Genomic DNA, 24,417 nt, shown 5'->3' with positions numbered 1-24,417 from the left:
CCGGTGCTCCGCGAGGAGCGACCGGGCCGTCGTCGTCTGCAGGCGGATGCCGCGTCGCCGCGACGGTGGGCCCGTTCGGATGCCGCGCCGCGTGACCCTCACCTGCGGGTGACGTCTGGGCCTTCATCCTCGTGTCGCGCATGTGCCTGGTGCCTGATGGGCAGCGCCGGTGGTGCATGATGGAAAGAAGAGCGAACGCGCCGCCATGAGCGGCTCGGAGGGTCCCATGGAGATCGCCTTCGTCGGTGACGTGATGCTGGGCCGGCTCGTGGCGGAGGAACTGCGCCGTCGCCCGCCGGAGTACCCGTGGGGCGACACGCTGCCGCTGCTGCGACGCGCCGACGCGCTCGTCGGCAACGTCGAGTTCGTGCTCGCCGACGACGGCGAGCCATGGCCCGGCAAGGCCTTCCACTTCCGCGCCGACCGTCGTGCCGTGGCGAGCCTCGAGTCGGCCGGCTTCGCTCTCGTTTCGGTGGCGAACAACCATGTGCTCGATTTCGGCGCGGATGCCGCGCTCGAGTCGCTCGCGACGCTCGCGCAGCACGGCATCCGCTTCGCCGGTGCGGGGGCGAACGCGGAAGAGGCTCGGCGCCCCGCCGTCATCCGTCGCGACGATCTCACGATTGCCATGATCGCCTTCACCGACAACGAGCCGGACTGGGAAGCAGGCCAGGAGTCGCCCGGCGTGCACCACGTGCCCATCGACCCCGACGACCCACGCGCCGTGGCCCTGCTCGATATCGTCGCCCGGGAGCGAGACATCGTCGACTTGCTCATCGTGTCGGCGCACTGGGGTGGGAACTGGGGCGTCGAAGCCCCGCGCAGCCACCGTGCGTTCGCGCGCGAGCTCGTGGACGCGGGAGCGGACGTCGTGTTCGGGCACTCCCCGCACATCGTGCGTGGGGTCGAGGTGTACCGCGACAGGCCGATCCTCTACGGCGCCGGCGACTTCGTCGACGACTACGCGGTCGATCCGGTCGAGCGCAACGACCGGTCGTTCCTGTTCATGTTGCGCACCGAAGCTGCGATCCCGACCGAGCTGCGCCTGCATCCGACCGAGATCGTCCACTTCCAGGCCCGTCACGCCGGACGGCACGCCAGCGAGATCGCCGATGCCATGACGCAGCGCTGCCTGGCACTCGGCACGCGCGCCGTCTGGGATGACGACGAGCGGTGTCTCGTCATCCGAATCCTTCCCGACTCGGTCTGAGCGCCGCCGACGCCGCCTGCGCATGACGTGCGGCATCGGCCGCCTCCAGTCCGGCGTGGGCATGCGAGACTTCCGTCATGGTCGTGGAGTTCGAATGCCGGACGCGGCTGCCGGTCGGCGTGCAGGAGGCGTTCGACCGGTCACGCAGCATCGATCTGCACCTGTCGTCGATGGCCCACTCCCGAGCGCGCGCCATCGCAGGCGTGAGGGGCGGCCTCATGGTCGAGGGGGAGGAGGTCACGTGGCGCGCCTGGCACTTCGGCGTGCCCATCCGCATGACGAGCCGCATCACCCGCATGTCGCCGCCCGACTCGTTCGTCGACGAGCAGGTGCGCGGGCCGTTCAATCGCTTCTGGCACGAGCACCGGTTCGTCGCCGCCGGCGACGGCACGCTCATGATCGACCGGGTCGCGTTCACCGCACCGCTCGGCGGCCTGGGCCGGCTCGCCGAGGTGGTGCTCGGCCCATACCTGCGACGACTTATCGAGCAGCGGAACGCGCACCTGCGCGAGGCATCCGTGCCGGAGAACGCATCCAGTGACCTGAGCCCCCTTCCGGGGGGAGCGGGCGGAGGCGATCGGGAGGACGATGGCATTGGGAGGAGGAGCTGATGTCGACGAACTCGCAGGCATCGACCGGGTCTCGAAGGGGGTTGCGACGTCCTCGGCCCCCGGCATCCGCGTTGGCCGAGCGATGGACCACGATCGACGGCGTCGACGTCTTCTACCGGGAGTCGCGGAATCCACCGGATGCTCCGGTGATGATGCACGTGCACGGCTTCGGCCTCTCGGGCCGCTACCTCCTCCCGACCGCGGAACGCCTTGCCGACGAGTTCCACACGCTCGTTCCAGACCTGCCGGGCTTCGGACGCAGCGGGAAGGCTGCCGACGCCCTCGACGTGCCCGACCTGGCGCACGCCGCGGCGAGGTTCCTCGACGACCGCCAGGTCGAGCGAGCCACCCTGGTGGGCAACTCGATGGGTTGTCCCGTCATCTGCGAATTCGCGTATCACCATCCCGATCGCATCGACCGGGCGGTCCTCGTGTCGCCGGCCGGCGGCGGCTTCAATCAGCCGCTCCGACGCGCCATGGGCCAGATCAGCCGAGACGGCCCGCGCGAACCACCCCGGCTGATGGGCGTGGTGACACCGGACTACCTCCGATTCGGGGTGCCCAGCACGGTGCGGATGTTCCGGGCACTCATGCAGTACCCAGCACTCGAGCGGTTGCTCGAGCTCCAGATCCCGACGCTCGTCGTGCTGGGCGATCGGGATCCGCTCATGCCCGGGCCCACCCGGGTGCAGGAGGTCGCCAGCCAGACCGACACCCACGTGCTCGTCGTGAAGATCGAAGGCGCGGCGCACGCGATCAACTTCAGCCACCCGGGCGAACTCGCCCACGTCATCCGCCTGTTCATGGCAGACCGGCCTATCGTCGACGACCCTGATTCGCCGGGCCACGCACGCGTGTACGAGATCCACCGGGGCGTGCATCATCCGCCCGCGAAGGAACCGTAGGCAACCGCGACGCACGATCACGCCACCCTCGTTAGATGAGGGGCTGAAATCGCTGCGTCACCCCGCACGACTGGGTGGCGAACCCTGACCCCGACACGACTCTCGGTTCGGCGTTCGAGCTTCGCTGAGCTCGTGAGTCAACTGGGCTCCAGATCGACACTGCTGCCACTCGCGTCGGGGTGATGCCCGAACGAGTTTAGCGGCGGAGGAGGGCAGCCTTCGCGCCGAAAGCTGTTGTGCTGAGGCTGGTCAGCCCCTTTCGAGGACCTGCTTGAGGTTCTCGACGAACTGGGCGTTGCGCTTGGTGGCCCATCCGAGCATCCGGTTCGTCATCCAACCCATGAAGCCGTCTGCATCGATGTCGATGTGCCGGGTGAAACGCACCCCGCCGTCGACCGGCTCGATCGTGCGGATGTCGGTCGGAACGATCTTCCCCATCTCGCCGCCCCTGAGGACCACCTTATGGGGGGCCTCATAGGCAATGATCTCCTCGGTACCGGAGACCATCCCCTTGACGTCGAAGACGGTGCCCACAGCGAGTTGGCCGTCGCCCTTGGTGACGGTCGCCGACTTGACGTCCTTGTGCCAGTGCTGATCGTTGCGCACGTCCGCGACGTACGCGAAGACTTCCTCCGCCGGCCTGGCGATGTACGTGCTGCTTTCGTAGTTGATCATGTCGCTGTCCTCCTGATGAGTGCTGCTGAGGCGGCTGTGGATGTGGCTGAGTGCAATGCCCGGGGTCGGAGCTCAGCCGACGAGCGACGCCTGGCTCCGGGTGAACCCGGCCACGTGGGCGGCGAACGCGTCGACTGTCTCGCCGTGCTCGACGGCGTAGTGGGTGAGAACGTCTGGCGGCGTACCGAACCAGTGCTGCTCGCCGCCCTCGTCGTCGAGCCAGTCCCACGCGGTGGCGAGGTGCTCGGCGATGACCTCCATATGACGCTCCATCGAGGCTGCGTCGGGGTGCACCTGGATGACGCCCAGTCGCCCGCCGGCCTCGTCGAAGTAGAAGTGGAAGGCGAGCAACTGCGGTTCGTTCGACTCCACCAACGCCGCGATGCTCTGGCATCGGTCCTGGATCTCATCCAGCTTGTTCGGTTTGACGGGGTAACTCGCGACCAAGATGAACGGCTGTGTCATGACGACTCCCATGGTTGGTGCCCGGGTTCCGGGCGTTCAACCCCAAGATCCCCCAGCGCGAGCCGCGCGGCATCGGCACTCCCCGCCGGATCGCCTGGACAGCATGGGCACTTCTACCCAGTCGCGGCGTGCGGTGGGAGACTGGAGGCTGAAGGAGGCCGCTGTGAGCGATGCCGCTTCTGCGCTCGCCGGGGCCCGCGCGGCGCATCGTGGGCTCCGCTGGGACGACGCCTGCGCCGGATTCTTGGCCGTGACTGCGCCTGAAGGACTCGCCGTTGAAGACCTCGAGATGCTCGCGGAGTGTGCACAACTCAGCGGCCGGCACGAGGCGGCGGTGTCTGCCCTGGACCGGGCGTTCGCGCTCCGGGTCCGGGAGGGGGACCTCGATGCCGCCTCCACGGACGCGTTCTGGCTATGGCAGGCGTTTCTGCTGGATGGGGAGATGGCCCACGCGAACGGCTGGCTGGCTCGGCTCCGGGAGGTTGCGGGCGCATCCGGCACCGAGCTCGGCTGGCTGCTCGTGGCGACCGCGTACGGGTGCTTCGCCACAGGCAGGTACGACGACGCACGCGCTCTGCTCGCACCGGCAATGGCGCAGGGTCGCGAGCGGGCCGACGCTGACTTGGACGCGTTCGCCACAATGCTCATCGGACGGGCGTGGCTCAACGCTGGTGCGACGCAGGCAGGTCTCGAGCGTCTCGACGAGGCGATGCTGCGGGTGACCGCAGGCGAGACGTCGCCACGGACGACCGCATCGCTTTTCTGCGCTTCGATCTCCAACGCCGAGATGGAGGCGCATGACCTGGCTCGTGGGCAGGAGTGGGAGCGAGCGCTCGAGGCGTGGATGTCCACACTGCCTGTGCCGACCTTGTCCGGGCCGTTTCTCGCGAACTGCCGCGTGTACCGGGCTGTGCTGCAGCGGCGTCGCGGGGAATGGATTGCAGCCCGGCGCGAGCTCGTGACGGCCGTCGATGAGCTCACGGGGGGACACGGAGCGCGGCTGGCTGGACATGCCTGCTACGAGCTCGGCGAAACGCTCCGGCTGCTCGGCGAGCACGCCGAGGCCGAGTTCGCCTACCGGCGGGCGAGCAGCCTGGGTGCAGCGACCCAGCCCGGTCTGGGGCTCATGCGCCTCGCCCAGGGGGACGTCGCGACCGCAGCCGCCGGTGTGCGACGAGCGCTCAGCGAGACCGAGCGCCCCCAGGACAGGTGCAGCCTCCTGCCCGCATATGTCACGATCATGCTTGCGGCGGGCGAGCTGCCCGAGGCCGTCACCGCCGTCGACGAACTCGGCCGGTGCGCGGACGCCTTCGAGACGACGCTGGTGCGGGTCGAGTACGTTCGGGCGGTCGGTGAGGTCGCCCTGGCCGACGGCCGGGCGACGGCCGCGCTTGCGCCGTTGCGGCGAGCCGCCGAGGGATGGCGCGAGCTGGCCGCGCCGTATGAGGCAGCTGTGAACGCGGTCTTGCTCGCGACCGCATGTCGCGCCGTGGGCGACGAGGAGGGTGCGCAGTTCGAACTGGAAGCCGCCACCGCGACCTTCTCGCAACTCGGCGCGGCCCCAGACCTCGCACGCGCGCGGGCTCTTCTGGTAGGGCCCGCAGCGCGGTCCGCTCATGGCCTCACCCGGCGGGAGGCCCAGGTGCTGCAACTGGTCGCGGAGGGCAGGACCAACCACATGATCGCCACGGAGCTCATTCTCAGCGAGCGCACCGTCCAACGCCACGTGAGCAACATCTTCGCCAAGCTCGCGGTCCACTCCCGCACTCAGGCGGCGACCTTCGCATTGGAGCACGACCTGGTCCGCCGCTCACGCGGCTGAGGTGCCGGTGGTGGGGGTCGAACCCACACGCCCTTTCGGGCAAAGCATTTTGAGTGCTCCGCGTCTGCCATTCCGCCACACCGGCCAGGGGCCCCGCCCAGAATACCGTAGGCTTTCCTGCGTGACAGACAGCGAACAGACCCAGTCGGCGCCGCGCCGCGTCGTCGTGGCGGAGGATGAGTCGCTCATCCGCCTCGACATCGTCGAGATCCTGCGCGACAACGGGTTCGAGGTCGTCGGAGAGGCGGGCGATGGCGAGACCGCCGTGGCGCTCGCGACGGAGCTCCGCCCCGACCTCGTCATCATGGACGTGAAGATGCCCCAGCTCGACGGCATCTCGGCGGCCGAGCGCCTCTCGAAGGGCCACGTGGCGCCCGTCGTGCTGCTCACCGCGTTCAGCCAGAAGGAGCTCGTCGAGCGCGCGAGCGAGGCCGGTGCCCTCGCCTACGTCGTCAAGCCGTTCACGCCCAACGACCTGCTGCCCGCCATCGAGATCGCGCTCGCCCGGCATGCCCAGATCATCGCGCTCGAGGCCGAGGTCGGCGACCTCGTCGAGCGATTCGAGACACGCAAGCTCGTCGACCGCGCGAAGGGCCTTCTCAACGAGAAGATGGGCCTCACCGAGCCCGAGGCATTCCGTTGGATCCAGAAGGCCTCGATGGACCGCCGGCTCACCATGAAGGACGTCTCCCAGGCGATCATCGAGCAGCTGGCACCCAAGAAGTAGCGCCGGCGACTCCGCCTTCCGGATGCCGCGACGACCCGTTCGTCGCGGCATCCGTCGTCTCGTCGGAGCCTCCGCGACGACGGCGTCCGACTGGCGGATCGCTGTCGGCGGCCGCTTGTAGGCTATGGGGGTGCCGGACGCAGACAAGCCCACCCTTCTCGTGATCGACGGCCACTCGCTGGCCTTCCGGGCCTTCTACGCCCTTCCCGTCGACAGCTTCTCCACCCGCGACGGGCAACACACGAACGCCATCCACGGCTTCCTGTCGATGATGCTGCTGCTGCTCGCGAACGAGAAGCCGACGCACCTCGCGGTCGCGTTCGACATGTCGCGCCAGTCGTTCCGCACTCGCGAGTACGCCGAGTACAAGGGCAACCGCGGCGAGACGCCACTGGAGTTCAGGGGCCAGGTGCCGCTCCTCCAGGACGCGCTGCACGCAATGGGCGTGCGCACCATCGAGAAGCAGGACTTCGAGGCCGACGACATCCTGGCCACGCTCGCCGAGCGTGGCGTCGCCGAGGGGTACCGCGTCCTGCTCGTCTCCGGAGACCGCGACACCATCCAGCTCGTCAACGACGACGTCACCCTGCTCTACCCCAACACGCAGGGCGTCTCACAGCTTAAGCGGTACGACACCGCCGCGGTCATGGAGCGCTACGGCATCAGGCCCGAGCAGTATCCCGACGTCGCGGCGCTCGTCGGCGAGACGAGCGACAACCTGCCGGGCATCCCGAAGGTCGGCGAGAAGACCGCGGTGAAATGGCTCGGCCTGTACGGCGACCTCGACGGCATCCTCGCGCATGCCGATGAGATCAAGGGGGTCGTGGGGCAGAACCTGCGCGACGGGCGTGAGAACGCCGTACGCAACCGGCGACTCAACCAGCTCGTCCACGACGTCGAGCTCGACGTCGAGATCGACGAGCTCGAGGCCAAGCCCATCGATCTCAATTCCGTGCGGCCGATCTTCGAGCGGCTCGAGTTCCGCACGCTGATGGAGCGCGTCACGAAGCTCGTCACCGGCGAGGCCAACGGCGCGGTGGCGGCGTCCGGGCCCCCTCCGGCAGAGGTCGCAGAGGCGGCCCCGGCGCCCGTGACTCCTGAGCCGCAGCGGCTGGTCGGCGAGGGGCTCGCGGCATGGCTCGAGCGCGCGGTCGCGGCGGAGCCGGCCGGGCTGGGTCTCAGCCTGGAGATCGTAGACGGCCGGGTGATCGGCGCTGGCATCGCCACGTCCGACGAGACGGTGCACCTGGCCTGGCGGCCCGGCGGTGCCGACATGGCGCCGTTCGAGGCTTGGCTCGCGAGCGACGCGCCCAAGATCGTGACCGACGCGAAGCCGCAGCTGAAGGCGCTGACCCGAACCGGCTTCGCCTTCGACGGCCTCGTGCTCGACACGCTCGTGGCCGGCTGGCTCGTGCGACCGATCCTGCAGGAGAAGTCGCTCGCCGACCTCGTGTCGTACCACCTCGGCGAGACCGTGCCGCAGGCCGATCCGTCGCTCCTCGTGCCCGAGGAGGGGTCCGACTCGGGCGCGCCCGAGTATGCCTGGTACACCCTCCGACTCGCCCCGGTGGTGCTCCGTGCGCTCTCCGAGAGCTCCCGCCTGCTGCTCGCCGACGTCGAGATGCCGCTCGTGCCGGTGCTCGCGGCGATGGAGCTGCGCGGCGTCACGGTCGACCACTCCGAGCTCTCGACGTTGTCCGCCGAACTCGGGGCGCGGGCCGTCGCCTTCGCTGAGGCCGCCTTCGCCGAGATCGGCAGGGAGGTGAACCTCGGCTCGCCGAAGCAGTTGCAGGAAGTGCTCTTCGACCAGCTCGGCATGCCGAAGACGCGCGCCACGAAGACCGGCTACACGACCGACGCGAGCGCACTCGCCGACCTTCAGGAGTCGAACCCGCACCCGTTCCTCGGCTACCTGCTCGAGCACCGCGACGTGACGAAGCTGCGCCAGATCGTCGAGTCGCTCGACAAGGCGATCGGCGCCGACGGCCGCATCCACACGACGTACGGACAGATCGGTGCGGCGACCGGGCGCTTGTCCTCGAACGACCCGAACCTGCAGAACATCCCCATCCGCACGGAAGACGGCCGTCGCATCCGCAAGGCGTTCCGCCACGGACCCGAATACACCGAGCTCCTCACCGCCGACTACTCGCAGATCGAGATGCGCATCATGGCGCACCTCTCGGGCGACCCCGGGCTCATCGAGGCGTTCAACGCCGGAGAAGACCTGCACCGCTTCGTCGGCGCCCGCGTCTTCGGGGTCGACCCCGCGGACGTGACCCCGGTCATGCGTACGAAAGTCAAGGCGATGTCCTACGGGCTCGCCTACGGGCTCAGCGCCTTCGGTCTGTCGAAGCAGCTCCGCATCGATCGCGCCGAGGCGACGCAGCTCATGAAGGAGTACTTCGAGCGATTCGGCGCCGTGCGCGGTTACCTCCGCGGCGTCGTCGAGCAGGCGAAGATCGACGGATACACCGAGACCATCTTCGGTCGGCGGCGTCCGTTCCCCGACCTCGCGAGCCCGAACCGCGTGCTCCGTGAGAACGCCGAGCGGGCGGCCCTCAACTCCCCGATCCAGGGATCGGCTGCCGACGTCATGAAGATCGCGATGACGACGGTCGAATCCGACATCGCCGCTAAGGGGCTCGAGAGCCGCATGCTCATGACCGTGCACGACGAACTCATCTTCGAGGTCGCGCCGGGCGAGTCCGAGGTGCTCGAGGAGGTCGTCCGCGATCGGATGTCGCACGCGGCCGAGCTTCTCGTGCCGCTCGACGTGCAGATCGGCCGGGGCGCCAATTGGGACGACGCCGCACACTGATCGGTGCATGCCCCTCGGGGCATCCGTGCCGTGGCGCCGACGACGGCGTGCCCTCACCGGACTCGGCACGCGTCGGCGGGGTGCCATAGGCTCGCAGCATGGCATCGAGTGAGCGCACCCCGACCGACGTCGACCGCATCGCCGAGGGCTGGGTGGACACGCTCGTCGAGCTGAACCCCGCCGTCGGCACGTACATCGGCCGCACCTCTCACGACGAGCGGCTCGCCGACTACTCGCCCGCCGGCCACGAGCGCTCGATCGCCGCGACGCGTGAGGCGCTTGCCGCCCTCCGCGCCGCGACCCCGGTCGACGACGTCGACCGCATCACCGTCGCCGACCTCGGCAGCGAACTCGAACTCGAGCTCGAACGTCACGATGCGGGGCTGCACCTCCGCGACCTCAACGTGATCGCGAGCCCTTCGCAGGACATCCGCGAGGTGTTCGACCTCATGCCGACCGACGCGCCCGAGGAATGGGAGCGCATCGCGACCCGCCTCGAGGCCGTCCCCGGCGCCATCGACGGCTACATCGCGATGCTCCGCGAGGGTGTGCAGCGAGGCGTCGTCCCCGCCGCCCGGCAGGTCCGCGAGGTCGCTGCACAGGCGCGCCGCAATGCCAAGCCCGACGGGTTCTTCGCCATATTCGCGTCCACCGCCAGGGTCGGCGACGCCGAGCTACCCGAGTCGCTGCAGCGCCACCTCGATGGCGGGGCGGCGGATGCGGCATCCGCCTACGGGCGCCTCGCGGAGTTCCTCGAGGGCGAGCTCCAGTCCTCGGCGGGATCGCACGACGGCGTCGGGCGGGAGATCTACGCCCTGCAATCGCGCCACTTCCTCGGGGCCGTCATCGACCTCGACGAGACGTACGAGTGGGGCATCGAGGAGCTTGCTCGCATGGTCGCCGAGCAGGAGTCGATCGCGCGCGAGATCGTGCCCGGGGCATCCGTCGCCGAGGCCGTCGCCTTCCTCGACGGCGACCCCTCCCGCAAACTGCACGGCACCGACGCGCTCAAGCAGTGGATGCAGGAGACGAGCGACCGTGCCGTGGCCGAGCTCGCCGCCACGCAGTTCGACATCCCCGCCGAGATCCGCACGCTCGAGTGCCTCATCGCGCCCACCCAGGAGGGCGGCATCTACTACACGGGTCCGAGCGACGACTTCACGCGTCCCGGTCGCATGTGGTGGTCGGTTCCCGAGGGCGTCACCGAGTTCGACACGTGGCGTGAGCTCACCACCGTCTACCACGAGGGTGTGCCGGGCCACCACCTGCAGATCGGGCAGGCGGTCGTCAACCGCGGCAAGCTCAACACCTGGCGGCGCCAACTGGCCGGAACCTCCGGGCACGCCGAGGGGTGGGCGCTGTATGCCGAGCGGCTCATGGAGGGCCTCGGCTACCTCGACGACCCGGCCGACCGGCTCGGCATGCTCGACGGTCAGCGCATGCGCGCCGCCCGCGTGGTGCTCGACATCGGCGTGCACCTGGGCAAGCAGCGGCCCGACGGCAACGGGCCGTGGACGGGGGAGTACGCGTTCGAGTTCCTGTCGCAGAACGTGAACATGAACGAGGGGTTCGTGCGCTTCGAGGTGAACCGTTACCTCGGCTGGCCCGGCCAAGCGCCGTCGTACAAGGTCGGGCAGCGCATCTGGGAGCAGCTGCGCGACGAAGTGGCGCGTCGTGAGGGCGCCGGGTTCGACATCCGCGATTTCCATCGCCGGGCGCTCGACCTCGGCGGTGTGGGCCTCGATACGCTGCGCGGCGCACTGCTCGGCTGAGCCGCGAGGAACGAGGAGCACCGCTCCGCCTGAGGACCCTGTGGAGCGCGGTTGCCGCCGGGGGAGCGCGTCCGTTAGGATGGAGCGTCACTCGTGTGACATCCCTGTCCGCCTGCCCGTCGCGGAAAACAACGCTCTACCTCGCGACGGGCTCGATTTTGTCCTTTACGGAGCATTCACTACATGACAACCGCAACGACCAAGGCGCCCAAGCAGGTCGCGATCAACGACATCGGATCTGCTGACGATTTCCTCGCCGCGGTCGAGAAGACTTTGAAGTTCTTCAACGACGGCGACCTGATCGAGGGCACCGTCGTGAAGATCGACCGCGACGAGGTGCTCCTCGACGTCGGTTACAAGACCGAGGGTGTGATCCCCTCCCGCGAGCTTTCCATCAAGCACGATGTCGACCCCAGCGAGGTCGTCGGCGTCGGCGACACCGTCGAGGCCCTGGTTCTCCAGAAGGAGGACAAGGAAGGCCGACTCATCCTGTCGAAGAAGCGCGCTCAGTACGAGCGCGCCTGGGGCGACGTCGAGAAGATCAAGGAAGCCGATGGCGTCGTGACCGGTTCGGTCATCGAGGTCGTCAAGGGCGGCCTGATCGTCGACATCGGCCTCCGTGGCTTCCTTCCGGCCTCGCTCATCGAGCTCCGCCGTGTCCGCGACCTCACGCCGTACCTCGGCCAGGAGATCGAGGCGAAGATCCTCGAGCTCGACAAGAACCGCAACAACGTGGTGCTCTCGCGTCGCGCGCTCCTCGAGCAGACGCAGTCCGAGTCGCGTTCCACGTTCCTCGCCAACCTCCACCCGGGCCAGATCCGCAAGGGCGTCATCTCGTCGATCGTCAACTTCGGTGCGTTCGTCGACCTCGGCGGCGTCGACGGTCTCGTCCACGTCTCCGAGCTGTCGTGGAAGCACATCGAGCACGCCAGCGAGGTCGTCGAGGTCGGCCAGGAGGTCACCGTCGAGGTGCTCTCCGTCGAGCTCGACCGCGAGCGCGTCTCGCTGTCGCTCAAGGCGACGCAGGAGGACCCGTGGCAGGTCTTCGCCCGCACCCACGCGATCGGCCAGGTCGCACCGGGCAAGGTCACGAAGCTCGTGCCGTTCGGCGCGTTCGTCCGCGTGGCCGACGGCATCGAGGGCCTCGTGCACATCTCGGAACTGTCGGGCAAGCACGTCGAGCTCGCGGAGCAGGTCGTGTCGGTCGGCGAAGAGGTCTTCGTCAAGGTCATCGACATCGACCTCGAGCGTCGTCGCATCTCGCTCTCGCTGAAGCAGGCGAACGAGGGCGTCGACCCCGAGGGCACCGAGTTCGACCCGGCGCTCTACGGCATGCTCACCGAGTACGACGAGCAGGGCAACTACAAGTACCCCGAGGGCTTCGACCCCGAGACCAACGAGTGGCGCGAGGGCTTCGAGGCCCAGCGCGAGAAGTGGGAGCAGGACTACGCTGCCGCCCAGGCTCGCTGGGAGGCGCACAAGAAGCAGGTCGCCCAGGCGAACGCTGCCGCTTCCGCCGACGACTCGTTCACCTCGGGTGCCGCCTCGTACTCGAGCGACACCGCCGGCGCGGGCACCCTCGCCGACGACGCGTCGCTCGCCGCGCTGCGCGAGAAGCTCTCGAGCAACTAGTCGCGATCCGCGACAAGGAAGGCCGGTCCCCTCGGGGCCGGCCTTCCGGCGTTCACGGCACGATCACTGCGTCGGTGTCGGATGCCCCTCCCGGGCGCCCTTCGCACGCCGCCGCCGCAGGAGCACGATGACCAGCACCTCGAGACCCGTACCCGTCAGCACCTCGAGCACGTGCACCTCCACGCCGTCGGGTCGAGTGTCGCACGGATAGAGTGGTCAGCGTGTATCTGATCGGTCTCACGGGCGGAATCGCCTCAGGAAAGTCCACGGTCGCGAGACGCCTCGTCGAGCACGGAGCGGTGCACATCGACGCCGACGAGCTCGCACGGCGGGTCGTCGAGCCCGGCAAGCCCGCGCTCGCCGCGATCGTCGAGGAGTTCGGTCCCGGCGTCCTGCGGCACGACGGAACGCTCGACCGACAGAAGCTCGCTGAGATCGTGTTCCACGACGAGGCGGCTCGCGCCAGGCTCAATGCGATCGTGCATCCCGCCGTTCGCCAGCTGACGGGCAGGATCCTCGAGAGGATCGCGCGTGAGGACCCCGTGGCAGTGGTGGTCTACGACGTGCCGCTGCTCGTGGACGCCGCCGTGGATCATCCGTTCGACCTCATCGTCGTGACGAGCGCACCGAAGCGCACCCAGGTGAAGCGACTCGTCGAGGAACGCGGCCTCGACCCGATCCACGCGCAGGCGCGCGTCGATGCCCAGGTCGACGATTCCGAGCGGCGCGCCGTCGCCGATGTCGTCATCGACACGGACGGCTCGATCGCCCACACCATGAGCCAGGTCGACGCCCTCTGGCACCGTGTCAAGCAGGAGCGCGCGCGGGCCTAGTGTCGGCGGGCGAACCTAGACTGGAACGCATGCAGGCCACGCGATCCGTCCGCCCGTTCGAGGTCGTGAGCGAGTACCGGCCGAGCGGCGACCAGCCCACTGCGATCGCCGAACTCGCCGGCCGCATCAACGCCGGCGAGACCGACGTCGTGCTGCTCGGCGCGACCGGCACCGGCAAGTCCGCGACCACCGCCTGGCTCATCGAGCAGGTGCAGCGACCCACGCTCGTGCTCGCCCACAACAAGACGCTCGCCGCCCAGCTCGCCAACGAGTTCCGCGAGCTCATGCCCAATAATGCGGTCGAATACTTCGTCTCGTATTACGACTACTACCAGCCCGAGGCCTACGTGCCGCAGACCGACACCTTCATCGAGAAGGACTCGTCGATCAACGCCGAGGTGGAGCGACTCAGGCACTCCACCACGAACTCACTGCTGAGCCGGCGCGACGTCATCGTGGTGTCGAGCGTCTCCTGCATCTACGGCCTCGGCACGCCCGAGGAGTACCTCGGCGCGATGATGCCGCTCCAGGTCGGGCAGCGGGTCGACCGCGACTGGCTGATCCGCAAGTTCGTCTCGATGCAGTACCAGCGCAACGACGTCGACTTCTCGCGCGGCAACTTCAGGGTGCGCGGCGACACGATCGAGATCATCCCGATATACGAAGAGCTCGCGATCCGCATCGAGATGTTCGGCGACGAGATCGAGGGGCTGTACAGCCTGCATCCCCTCACCGGCCAGGTCGTCGCCAAGCTCGACGCCATTCCCGTCTTCCCGGGGTCGCATTACGTCGCGAGCACCGACGTGATGCAACGGGCGATCGGCACCATCCGCGTCGAGCTCGAAGAGCGGCTCGCCGAACTCGAGCGCGAGGGCAAGCTCCTCGAAGCGCAGCGACTGCGCATGCGCACGACGTTCGACCTCGAGATGATGGAGCAGATCGGCTTCTGCTCGGGCATCGAGAACTACTCGCGCCACATCGACGGCCGGGCACCCGGCGAGGCGCCGCACTGCCTCCTCGACTACTTCGCCGACGACTTCCTCGTCGTCATCGACGAGTCGCACGTGACGGTGCCCCAGATCGGCTCGATGTACGAGGGCGACTCCTCGCGCAAGCGCACCCTCGTGGAGCACGGCTTCCGCCTGCCGAGCGCGCTCGACAATCGCCCACTCAAGTGGGACGAGTTCAAGGCGCGCGTCGGCCAGACCGTCTACCTGTCGGCCACTCCCGGCCGATACGAGATGGGCATCGCCGATGGTGTCGTCGAGCAGATCATCCGCCCCACCGGCCTCGTCGACCCGCAGATCGTGGTGAAGCCCTCGAAGGGCCAGATCGACGACCTGCTCGAGGAGATCAGAATCCGGGCGGAGCGCAACGAACGCGTGCTCGTCACGACGCTCACCAAGCGCATGGCCGAGGAGCTCACCGACTTCCTCACCGAGGCCGGGGTGCGCGTGCGCTACCTGCACTCCGATGTCGACACGCTGCGCCGGGTCGAACTGCTCACGGAGCTCCGCGCCGGCGTCTACGACGTGCTCGTCGGCATCAACCTGCTCCGTGAGGGCCTCGACCTGCCCGAGGTGTCGCTCGTGGCCATCCTCGACGCCGACAAGGAGGGCTTCCTCCGCTCATCGACCTCGCTCATCCAGACCATCGGCCGGGCCGCGCGCAACGTGTCTGGCGAGGTCCACATGTACGCCGACGTGCTCACCGACTCGATGGCGGCCGCCATCGACGAGACCACGCGCCGACGAGACAAGCAGCTCGAATACAACCGCGCGAACGGCATCGACCCGCAGCCGCTGCGCAAGCGCATCGCCGACATCACCGAGGTGCTCGCACGTGAGGAGGCCGACACCGCGGCACTCCTCGCCGGCCGGGATGCGCGGAAGAAGGCGCCCGTGCCGAACCTGCGACGTGAGGGCATCGCCGCCGCCGGCGCGAACGACCTCGAGGAGCTCATCCGGGACCTCAACGAGCAGATGCTCGAGGCCGCGGGGGAGCTCAAGTTCGAGCTCGCCGCGCGCCTGCGCGACGAAGTGTCCGACCTGAAGCGGGAGTTGCGGCAGATGGAGAAGGCGGGTCACCTCGGCTGAGGCGGGCGACCCATTGCCTGGCACGACGTCGTGCGCGAGCGGAGACGGGTATGCGATCGACCGCGCGGGCAGCGGCATCCGGAGGCCGAATCGAACGTATGTTCGCTGAGAGCACGCGCCCCGCCGAACCCGGTGTCGGTGGCGCTCTCTAGACTCGTAGGGTGCCAGTTTCACGTCTCGATGCCCACTCGCACCTGAGTGTCCGCGGTGCCCGCGTGCACAACCTGCAGAACGTCGACGTCGAGATCCCGCGCGATGCCATGGTCGTCTTCACGGGCCTGTCCGGCTCCGGAAAGTCCTCGCTCGCCTTCGACACGATCTTCGCCGAGGGGCAGCGACGCTACGTCGAGTCGCTCTCGGCATACGCTCGCCAGTTCCTCGGCCAGGTCGATCGTCCCGACGTCGACTTCATCGAGGGCCTGAGCCCCGCCGTCTCGATCGACCAGAAGTCCACGAACCGCAACCCGCGCTCGACGGTCGGCACGATCACCGAGATCTACGACTACATGCGCCTGCTGTGGGCACGCATCGGCGTGCCGCACTGCCCGGTGTGCGGTGAGCGCATCCAGCGGCAGACGGTGCAGCAGATCGCCGATCGGCTCATGGAGCTGCCAGACGGCACCCGGTATCAGGTGCTGAGCCCGGTCGTGTCGAAGAAGAAGGGCGAGTTCGTCGACCTCTTCCGCGAGCTCGCGGCAGGCGGCTATTCCCGAGCGGTCGTCGACGGCGAGCTGATCCGCCTCGACGAGCCGCCGGCGCTCAAGAAGCAGGTGAAGCACGACATCTCGGTCGTGATCGATCGTCTCGTGGCCGGCCCCGACGTGCTCGGCCGGCTGACGGACTCGCTCGAGACGGCGCTGCGCCTGACCGACGGACTCGTGCAGATCAACTACGTCGACGAGTCGGGGCCTCGCGCATGGGCGACGTTCTCCGAGAAGCTCTCGTGCCCGAACCAGCACCCGATCCAGCTCACCGAGATCGAGCCGCGCACCTTCTCGTTCAACGCGCCGTTCGGCGCATGCCCCGAGTGCTCGGGACTCGGCACCCGGATGTCGGTCGATGAGTCGCTCCTGCTGGGCGACCCGTCGCTGAGCATCGCCGAGGGCGTGATCCTGCCGTGGACATCGCAGGGCAAGAGCCTCTACAACTACTACGAGAAGCTGCTCGACGGGCTGGCCCGTGACGTCGGCTTCTCGCTCGACACACCGTGGGAGGAGCTCCCAGTCGATGCGCGCCAGGCGGTGCTCCGCGGCGAGAACTTCGAGGTCAAGGTGCGGTGGCGCAACCGCTACGGGCGCGAGATGAGCTACACCTCGGGATTCGAGGGAGTCGTGCCCTACATCGAGCGGCAGTACCTCCAGGCCGAGACCGATGTGCAGCGGGCGCGCTGGGCGGAGTACCTGCGCGAGGTGCCGTGCCCGGTGTGCGACGGCAAGCGGCTCAAGCCCGAGGTGCTCTCGGTGCTCATCCACGAGCACAGCATCGCCGACGTGGGGCTGCTCAGCCTCACGGATGCGCGCGCCTTCATGGACCGGCTCCAGCTCACCGACCGCGAGCAGGCGATCGCGGCCCAGGTGCTCCGCGAGATCAGGCTCCGCCTCGACTTCCTCATCCGCGTCGGGCTCAGCTATCTCGACCTCGCCCGGGCCGCCGGCACGCTGTCGGGCGGCGAGGCGCAGCGCATCCGCCTCGCGACGCAGATCGGCTCGGGCCTCACGGGTGTGCTGTACGTGCTCGACGAACCCAGCATCGGGTTGCACCAACGCGACAACCGCCGTCTCATCGACACGCTTCTCGCCCTCCGCGATCTCGGCAACACGCTGATCGTGGTCGAGCACGACGAGGACACGATCCGCACCGCGGACTGGATCGTCGACATCGGACCGGGTGCCGGCGTCAACGGCGGCACGGTCGTGCACTCGGGCAGTTACGCCGACCTCGTGAAGAACCCGCGCTCGCTCACGGGCGACTACCTCTCGGGCCGCAAGGCGATCCCGATCCCCGCTCGACGCCGGCCGATCGACCCCGACCGTATGATCTCGGTGCAGGGCGCCGAGGCGAACAACCTCCGGGGCATCGACGTCGAGTTCCCGCTCGGCACGTTCACCGCCGTCACCGGGGTCAGCGGATCGGGCAAGTCATCCCTCGTCAACGACATCGTCTATCGCGTGCTCGCCAACCGGCTCAACGGGGCTCGCAAGGTGCCGGGCAAGCACCGGCGACTCACCGGCATCGAGCAGCTCGACAAGGTCGTGCATGTCGACCAGGCGCCGATCGGTCGCACTCCGCGATCGAATCCGGCCACGTACACGGGCGTGTTCGACCGCATCCGCACGCTGTTCTCCGAGACGACGGAGGCGAAGGCACGCGGCTACCTTCCGGGCCGCTTCAGCTTCAACGTCAAGGGCGGTCGCTGCGAGGCGTGCTCCGGCGACGGCACGATCAAGATCGAGATGAACTTCCTGCCCGACGTCTATGTCGCGTGCGAGGTCTGCGGCGGCAAGCGGTACAACCGCGAGACGCTCCAGGTGCACTACAAGGGCAAGAACATCGCCGAGGTGCTCGAGATGCCGATCAGCGAGGCGGCGGAGTTCTTCGAGCCGATCTCGGCGATCCACCGGTACCTGAAGACCCTCGTCGACGTCGGGCTCGGCTACGTGCAACTCGGCCAGAGCGCCACCACCCTCTCCGGCGGCGAGGCGCAGCGTGTCAAGCTCGCGACCGAGCTGCAGCGACGCTCGAACGGCCGCAGCGTCTACGTGCTCGACGAGCCGACCACGGGCCTGCACTTCGAAGACGTGCGCAAGCTCCTGAAGGTGCTCGGCAAGCTGGTCGACAAGGGCAACACCGTGATCGTGATCGAGCACAGCCTCGACGTCATCAAGTCCGCCGACTGGATCATCGATCTCGGGCCCGAGGGCGGCTCGGGCGGCGGCCAGGTCGTCGCCACCGGTACGCCCGAGCAGGTCGCGCGCGTGGTGGCGAGCCACACGGGCTACTTCCTGCGCGAGATCTTCGACTCGGCATCCGTGCGCGCCGAGGTCGCCAGCTGACGAGGATGAGCGACACCGTTCCATACCGCCCGAAGGCGGGGGAGATCCCCACCGACCCCGGCGTGTACCGATTCCTCGATGCCGACCGGCGAGTGCTGTACGTGGGCAAGGCCAAGAACCTCAGGGCCCGGCTCTCGAACTACTTCGCACCGCTGCGCGCGCTGCACGAGCGCACCCGCCGAATGGTCACGACCGCGGCATCCGTCGAGTGGACCGTCGTCCAGAGCGACGTCGAGGCACTGCAACTCGAGATCACGTGGATCAACCAGTTGCATCCGCCGTTCAACGTGCGGTTCAAGGACGACAAGTCGTATCCCTACCTCGTGGTCACGCTCGGCGAGGAGGCGCCCCGCGCGATGGTGTCCCGGAAGCGTGGCATCCCGGGCGCCCGGTACTTCGGCCCGTACCCGAAGGTCTGGGCCGTGAGCGAGACGCTCGACACCCTGCTGAAGCTCTTCCCGATCCGCACCTGCAAAGACAGTGACTACCGGCGCGCGATGGCGACCGGCAAGCCGTGCTTCGCCGGCCAGATCGGCAAGTGCTTCGGTCCGTGCTCGGGCAAGGTCACGATCGAGGAGCACCGCGCCAACGTCGATCGCTTCGTCGCCTTCATGCAGAACCAGGATCGGCGGATCCTCGGCGAACTCACCCGGCAGATGCAGTCCGCCGCCGCCGTGCAGGACTACGAGACGGCGGCCCGCCGGCGCGACCAGCTTCAGGCGGCCACCGCGTTCTTCGAGAAGAGCGCGGTCGTGCTCGGCGAGAAGGTCGACCTCGACGTCTTCGGCATCGACCACGACGAGCTCGCCGCGGCCGTGCACCTGTTCGTGGTTCGCGGCGGCCGGGTCCGCGGCGTGCGTTCATGGACCGTCGACAAGGAACTCGACGTGCCGCTCGGCGAACTCGTCGACTCGGTGCTGCAGAATGCGTACGGAACCGACCTGATCCCGCCGGGCGAGGTCGTCGTCCCCGAGCTCCCCGACGACGCCGCCGCGCTCGAGGCCTGGCTGGCTGGGCTCGCAGGACGCCGGGTCCGCCTCCGAGCTGCGCAGCGGGGCGACAAGGCGGCGCTGCTCGACACCGCCAACCAGAACGCCAAGCAGACGCTGATGCTCTACAAGACCCGGCGGAGCGCCGACTTCACGACACGATCCAGAGCGCTCGAGGACATCCAGGAGGCACTCGGCATGGCCGATGCGCCGCTGCGCATCGAGTGCTTCGACGTCTCGCACCTCTCGGGAACGAACATCGTCGCGTCGATGGTGGTGTTCGAGGACGGCCTCCCGCGAAAGGACGAATACCGCCGCTTCACCATTCCGAGCTCGACCGACGACACCGACTCGATCCACCAGGTGCTCACGAGGCGTCTCGCCTACCTCGCTGGGCCTGAGGCGAACCACGATGCCGAGGCGCCCGCGGACGACGGCGCCGAGTCCGGCGATCCGGATGCCGCGGCAAACGGTCGAAGGAAGAAGTTCGCATACCGCCCGAACCTGCTCGTGGTCGACGGCGGTGAACCGCAGGTCGCCGCGGCCGCCCGCGCGCTCGAGGAGTCGGGCGTGGAGGGCATCTACCTGTGCGGCATCGCGAAGCGGCTCGAGGAGATCTGGACGCCCGACGCCGACTTCCCGGTCATCCTCCCACGCAACAGCGACGCGCTCTTCCTCTTCCAGCGGGTGCGCGACGAGGCGCACCGCTTCGCCATCACGCACCAGCGTCAGCGGCGCAAGCGCGACATCGGCACGGTGCTCTCGGAGATCCCGGGGCTCGGCCCTGCCCGCGTGAAGGAGCTTCTGAAGCACTTCGGGTCCGTCGCGCGCCTTCGTGCCGCCGGCGAGGCCGACATCGCCGAGGTGAAGGGGATCGGCCCGAGCCTCGCCGCGACCGTGCACGCTCACCTTCACGCTGACGGCGTGTCGGCGCCCCGCTAGGCTGGGGTGTCGACGTGCGGAAGGGGGCCCGAGACGATGGCAGTTGAGGCCGGGCACCAGGAGATGCTCATCGTCACCGGCATGTCGGGTGCCGGTCGCTCCACCGTCGGGAATGCGCTGGAAGACCTCGACTGGTACGTGGTCGACAATCTGCCGCCGCAGATGCTGCGCCCCCTCGTCGAGCTCGTCGAGCGCGCCGGTGCGTCGCTGCCGCGCATCGCGGCGGTCGTCGACGTGCGCGGCCGCGACTTCTTCTCCGAGCTGCAGGACATCATCCAGGCGTTGCGCACCGGCGTGAACGTGCGGGTCGTCTTCCTCGACGCCACCGACGCGGTGCTCGTGCGTCGGTTCGAATCCGTGCGCCGGCCGCATCCGCTCCAGGGCAACGGCACCCTGCTCGATGGAATCGGCGCCGAGCGCACCCGCCTCGCGGAACTCCGCGAGTCGAGCGACATCGTCGTCGACACGTCCGACCTGAACATCCACCAGCTGGCCACGCTCATCACCGAGACGTTCGCCGAGGAAGGGCACGCGGGACTCCGCGTGACCCTGCTGAGCTTCGGCTTCAAGTACGGACTGCCTGCCGACGCCGACCTCGTCGCCGACGCGAGGTTCCTGCCCAACCCCTTCTGGATCCCCGAGCTGCGGCACCTGACCGGCGAGGACGCCGAGGTCTCGGAGTACGTGCTCAGCCAGCCCGGCGCGCACGAGTTCATCGACGCCTACTCGGCCGCCCTCGAGCCCGTCATGGCGGGCTACCAGCGCGAGAACAAGCGACATGCGACCATCGCGGTGGGCTGCACCGGCGGCAAGCACCGTTCGGTCGCGATCGTCCGCGAGCTCGCCGACCGCCTCGGGCAGCTGCCCGGCGTGGCGGTCAGCGTGAAGCACCGCGATCGCGGCCGTGAGTGATCCGGTCGCACGACCGACGAACCGCGACGTGACGAATGAGAGGACCTGACGTGGCACTGACCGCCGACGTGAAAGAGGAACTGGCGCGGGTCGACGTGTCGAAGACGAGCGTGCGGGCAGCGGAGCTCGCTTCGGTGCTGCGATTCGCCGGCGGCCTGCACATCATCTCGGGGCGCATCGCGATCGAGGCGGAGCTCGACTCTCCCACCATCGCCCGACGAGTGACCCGCGACCTCGGCGAGTTGTACGGCGTGCGCCCGGATGTCTCCGTGATCTCGCCGTCGGGCATCCGCCGATCGAATCAGTACCTCGTGCGCGTGCTCGACGGCGGCGAGACCCTCGCACGCCAGACCGGACTGCTCGACGCGCGCCGTCGTCCCGTGCGCGGCCTGCCCAACAAGCTCACCACCGGATCGCGTGACGACGTCGCGGCGGTGTGGCGCGGCGCGTTCCTCGCGCACGGCAGCCTCACCGACCCCGGGCGCTCAGCCGCGCTCGAGGTGACCTGCCCCGGCAACGAGACGGCGATGGCACTCGTCGGCGCGGCGGGACGCCTCGGCATCTCCGCGAAGGCCCGCGAGGTGCGCGGCGTGCACCGGGTCGTCATCCGCGACGGCGAGGCGATCAGTTCGATGCTCGCCGTCATGGGGGCCACCGACACCGTGCGCAACTGGGAGGAGCTGCGGCAACGGCGCGAGGTGCGTGCCACCGCGAACCGCCTCGTCAACTTCGACGACGCCAATCTCCGGCGCTCCGCGCAGGCCGCGGTCGCGGCGTGCGCCCGCGTCGAACGCGCCATGGAGCTGCTCGGCGACGACATCCCCGATCACCTGAAGTACGCCGGCGAGCTGCGGCTCGCGCATCGCGACGCGAGCCTCGACGAGCTCGGCCACCACGCCGACCCGCCCATGACCAAGGATGCCGTCGCCGGCCGCATCCGCCGGCTCCTCGCGATGGCCGACAAACGGGCGATGGAGCTCGGAGTACCGGGCACCGAGGCGAGCCTCCCTGCCGACCTCGACGACGTCTGATCCTCGTCGTCGGCCACGTCGACGGCGCACCTTCGACACGACCGGATGCTGCGGCATCCCGCTCGTGTCCCGCCCCGTGACCTTCGGCGTCAACCCCGACGGACCCGCCGCGGAGCAGGCATAGACTCGTGGATGCAGCCGCGGAACACCGGGCAGGAGCCCGGAACGCCCGGCATCTGACAAGGAGAAGCAATGGCTGACTACACCCTCCCAGACCTGCCCTACGACTACTCTGCGCTCGCGCCGTCGATCAGCGGCACGATCATGGAGCTGCACCATTCGAAGCACCATCAGGCGTACGTGACCGGCGCCAACACGGCCCTCGCGCAGCTCGCAGAGGCACGCGACTCGGGCAACCTCGCCAACGTCAACAAGCTCGAGAAGGACCTCGCATTCAACCTCGGCGGCCACGTCAACCACTCGATCTTCTGGACCAACCTTTCGCCCGACGGCGGCGACAAGCCCACCGGCGAGCTCGCCGCGGCGATCGACGACCACTTCGGCTCGTTCGACAAGTTCCAGGCGCACTTCACCGCGACCGCGCTCGGCGTCCAGGGCTCAGGCTGGGCCGTGCTCGCGTGGGATTCCATCGGCCAGCGCCCCATCATCGTGCAGTTCTTCGACCAGCAGGGGAACCTGCCGGCCGGCATCGTGCCGCTCCTGATGCTCGACGTCTGGGAGCACGCCTACTACCTCGACTACAAGAACGTGCGAGCCGACTACGTGAAGGCGTTCTGGAACATCGCGAACTGGGAGAACGTCCAGCAGCGCTTCCAGGCCGCCGGTGAGAAGACCTCAGGGCTGCTGCTACTGTCGTAGCGGATGGTGTCCCCGGACCCGTCCGGGGACACCGCTGTCCGATCAGTTCACCTTGAAATCGCGCACTCGCGCACGTCAATGCAGGAGACATCCGTGCCCGTAAAGATCGGCATCAACGGCTTCGGCCGCATCGGCCGCAACTACTTCCGCGCCGCCCTCGCCCAGGGCGCCGACCTCGACATCGTCGCGGTGAACGACCTCACCGACAACAAGACGCTCGCCCATCTGCTGAAGTACGACTCCGTCACGGGTCGGCTCGATGCGACCGTCGAGTACGACGACGACCACATCATCGTCAACGGCAAGGCGATCAAGGCGTTCGCCGAGCGCGACCCCGCGAACCTGCCCTGGGGCGAGCTCGGCGTGGACATCGTGATCGAGTCGACGGGCTTCTTCACCAAGGCCGGCGACGCGCGCAAGCACCTCGTGGCCGGCGCGAAGAAGGTGCTCATCTCGGCGCCGGCGACCGATGAGGACGCGACCTTCGTCATGGGCGTCAACGAGCAGGACTACGACCCCGAGCGTCACCACATCATCTCCAACGCGTCCTGCACGACCAACTGCCTCGCCCCCCTCGCGAAGGTGTTCAACGACGCCTTCGGCATCGAGCGCGGCCTGATGACCACGGTGCACGCGTACACGGCCGACCAGAACCTGCAGGACGGCCCCCACAAGGACCTGCGTCGCGCGCGCGCGGCGGCCATCAACATCGTCCCGACGTCGACCGGTGCCGCGAAGGCCATCGGCCTCGTGCTCCCCGAGCTCGTCGGCAAGCTCGACGGTTTCGCGCTCCGCGTTCCCGTGCCCACCGGTTCGATCACCGACCTCACGGTCACCTCGTCGCGTCCCGTCACGGTCGACGAGGTCAAGGCGGCCTACAAGGCCGCCGCCGAGGGGCCGATGAAGGGCATCCTGAAGTACACCGAAGACGAGATCGTCTCGAGCGACATCGTCTCCGACCCGCACTCGTCGATCTTCGACGCGGGGCTGCTGCGGGTCCTCGGCGACCAGGTGAAGCTCTCGAGCTGGTACGACAACGAGTGGGGCTACTCCAACCGCCTCGTCGACCTCACCGAGTACGTCGCCGATCGCCTCTGAGTCG

General features: G+C 68.5%; 18 protein-coding genes and 1 tRNA gene. 16 read left to right on the top strand and 3 right to left on the bottom strand.

The features are described from left to right. Positions 1-226 precede the first annotated feature (226 nt). The 3 genes from ASG80_RS14775 (at position 227) to ASG80_RS14765 (ending at position 2,726) form a co-directional block, all read left to right on the top strand. Positions 227-1,210: a CapA family protein gene (locus ASG80_RS14775; RefSeq protein ID WP_056732191.1), complete on the top strand. Its 984-nt coding sequence runs from the start codon at positions 227-229 to the stop codon at positions 1,208-1,210. A gap of 77 nt (positions 1,211-1,287) precedes the next feature. Next, entirely contained in the window at positions 1,288-1,821 is a 534-nt protein-coding gene (locus tag ASG80_RS14770) for an SRPBCC family protein (RefSeq protein ID WP_056731988.1), read from the top strand. Beyond that, positions 1,821-2,726 (top strand): alpha/beta fold hydrolase, encoded by a 906-nt coding sequence (locus ASG80_RS14765; protein ID WP_056731986.1) that lies wholly within the window; start codon positions 1,821-1,823, stop codon positions 2,724-2,726. The genes ASG80_RS14770 and ASG80_RS14765 overlap by 1 nt, the downstream gene beginning before the upstream one ends. A 249-nt stretch (positions 2,727-2,975) precedes the next feature. Here the strand turns inward: ASG80_RS14765 and ASG80_RS14760 are convergent, their stop codons facing one another. Next, positions 2,976-3,401, bottom strand: a complete 426-nt coding sequence (locus ASG80_RS14760) for an SRPBCC family protein (RefSeq protein WP_056731985.1) — start codon at positions 3,399-3,401, stop codon at positions 2,976-2,978. Positions 3,402-3,473: 72 nt separating this feature from the next. After that, positions 3,474-3,866: a hypothetical protein gene (locus tag ASG80_RS14755; RefSeq protein ID WP_156401865.1), complete on the bottom strand. Its 393-nt coding sequence runs from the start codon at positions 3,864-3,866 to the stop codon at positions 3,474-3,476. Positions 3,867-4,029: 163 nt separating this feature from the next. On the opposite strand from ASG80_RS14755, the gene ASG80_RS14750 reads away from it, so the two are divergent. Beyond that, positions 4,030-5,688, top strand: a complete 1,659-nt coding sequence (locus ASG80_RS14750) for a response regulator transcription factor (protein WP_056731981.1) — start codon at positions 4,030-4,032, stop codon at positions 5,686-5,688. A gap of 2 nt (positions 5,689-5,690) precedes the next feature. Here ASG80_RS14750 and ASG80_RS14745 read toward each other — a convergent pair. Next, positions 5,691-5,773, bottom strand: a tRNA-Leu gene (locus ASG80_RS14745). A 36-nt stretch (positions 5,774-5,809) separates the two neighbouring features. Here ASG80_RS14745 and ASG80_RS14740 point away from each other — a divergent pair. The 12 genes from ASG80_RS14740 (at position 5,810) to gap (ending at position 24,413) form a co-directional block, all read left to right on the top strand. Further along, positions 5,810-6,415, top strand: a complete 606-nt coding sequence (locus tag ASG80_RS14740) for an ANTAR domain-containing response regulator (protein WP_056731979.1) — start codon at positions 5,810-5,812, stop codon at positions 6,413-6,415. A gap of 130 nt (positions 6,416-6,545) precedes the next feature. Next, complete coding sequence (gene polA / locus ASG80_RS14735) at positions 6,546-9,236, top strand: DNA polymerase I (protein ID WP_056732190.1); 2,691 nt, start codon at positions 6,546-6,548, stop codon at positions 9,234-9,236. A gap of 98 nt (positions 9,237-9,334) precedes the next feature. Beyond that, positions 9,335-11,008 carry a DUF885 domain-containing protein gene (locus tag ASG80_RS14730; RefSeq protein WP_056731977.1) on the top strand — a complete coding sequence of 558 codons (1,674 nt, stop codon included), beginning with the start codon at positions 9,335-9,337 and terminating at the stop codon, positions 11,006-11,008. Positions 11,009-11,191: 183 nt separating this feature from the next. After that, positions 11,192-12,640 (top strand): 30S ribosomal protein S1, encoded by a 1,449-nt coding sequence (rpsA, locus tag ASG80_RS14725; RefSeq protein ID WP_056731975.1) that lies wholly within the window; start codon positions 11,192-11,194, stop codon positions 12,638-12,640. A gap of 221 nt (positions 12,641-12,861) precedes the next feature. Next, positions 12,862-13,473 (top strand): dephospho-CoA kinase, encoded by a 612-nt coding sequence (gene coaE / locus ASG80_RS14720; RefSeq protein ID WP_056732189.1) that lies wholly within the window; start codon positions 12,862-12,864, stop codon positions 13,471-13,473. 29 nt (positions 13,474-13,502) lie between these two features. Beyond that, entirely contained in the window at positions 13,503-15,569 is a 2,067-nt protein-coding gene (gene uvrB / locus ASG80_RS14715; RefSeq protein WP_056731973.1) for an excinuclease ABC subunit UvrB, read from the top strand. A gap of 161 nt (positions 15,570-15,730) precedes the next feature. Continuing rightward, entirely contained in the window at positions 15,731-18,622 is a 2,892-nt protein-coding gene (gene uvrA, locus ASG80_RS14710) for an excinuclease ABC subunit UvrA (protein WP_056731971.1), read from the top strand. 5 nt (positions 18,623-18,627) lie between these two features. Beyond that, on the top strand, positions 18,628-20,553 hold the full coding sequence (gene uvrC / locus ASG80_RS14705; RefSeq protein ID WP_056731968.1) for an excinuclease ABC subunit UvrC: 1,926 nt from the start codon (positions 18,628-18,630) through the stop codon (positions 20,551-20,553). Between the two features lie 36 nt (positions 20,554-20,589). Continuing rightward, positions 20,590-21,465 carry an RNase adapter RapZ gene (rapZ, locus tag ASG80_RS14700; protein ID WP_056731966.1) on the top strand — a complete coding sequence of 292 codons (876 nt, stop codon included), beginning with the start codon at positions 20,590-20,592 and terminating at the stop codon, positions 21,463-21,465. A 50-nt stretch (positions 21,466-21,515) separates the two neighbouring features. Then, positions 21,516-22,496, top strand: a complete 981-nt coding sequence (whiA, locus tag ASG80_RS14695) for a DNA-binding protein WhiA (protein ID WP_056731964.1) — start codon at positions 21,516-21,518, stop codon at positions 22,494-22,496. A gap of 192 nt (positions 22,497-22,688) precedes the next feature. Next, complete coding sequence (locus ASG80_RS14690) at positions 22,689-23,315, top strand: superoxide dismutase (protein ID WP_056731963.1); 627 nt, start codon at positions 22,689-22,691, stop codon at positions 23,313-23,315. 93 nt (positions 23,316-23,408) lie between these two features. Next, complete coding sequence (gene gap / locus ASG80_RS14685) at positions 23,409-24,413, top strand: type I glyceraldehyde-3-phosphate dehydrogenase (RefSeq protein ID WP_056732188.1); 1,005 nt, start codon at positions 23,409-23,411, stop codon at positions 24,411-24,413. The last annotated feature ends 4 nt before the right edge of the window (positions 24,414-24,417 follow it).

Origin of the sequence: Agromyces sp. Soil535, assembly GCF_001428255.1 — a bacterium.
GTDB lineage: Bacteria > Actinomycetota > Actinomycetes > Actinomycetales > Microbacteriaceae > Agromyces.
Note: the sequence above shows the minus strand (reverse complement) of the source record. Positions and strands in the feature narration are given on the sequence as shown.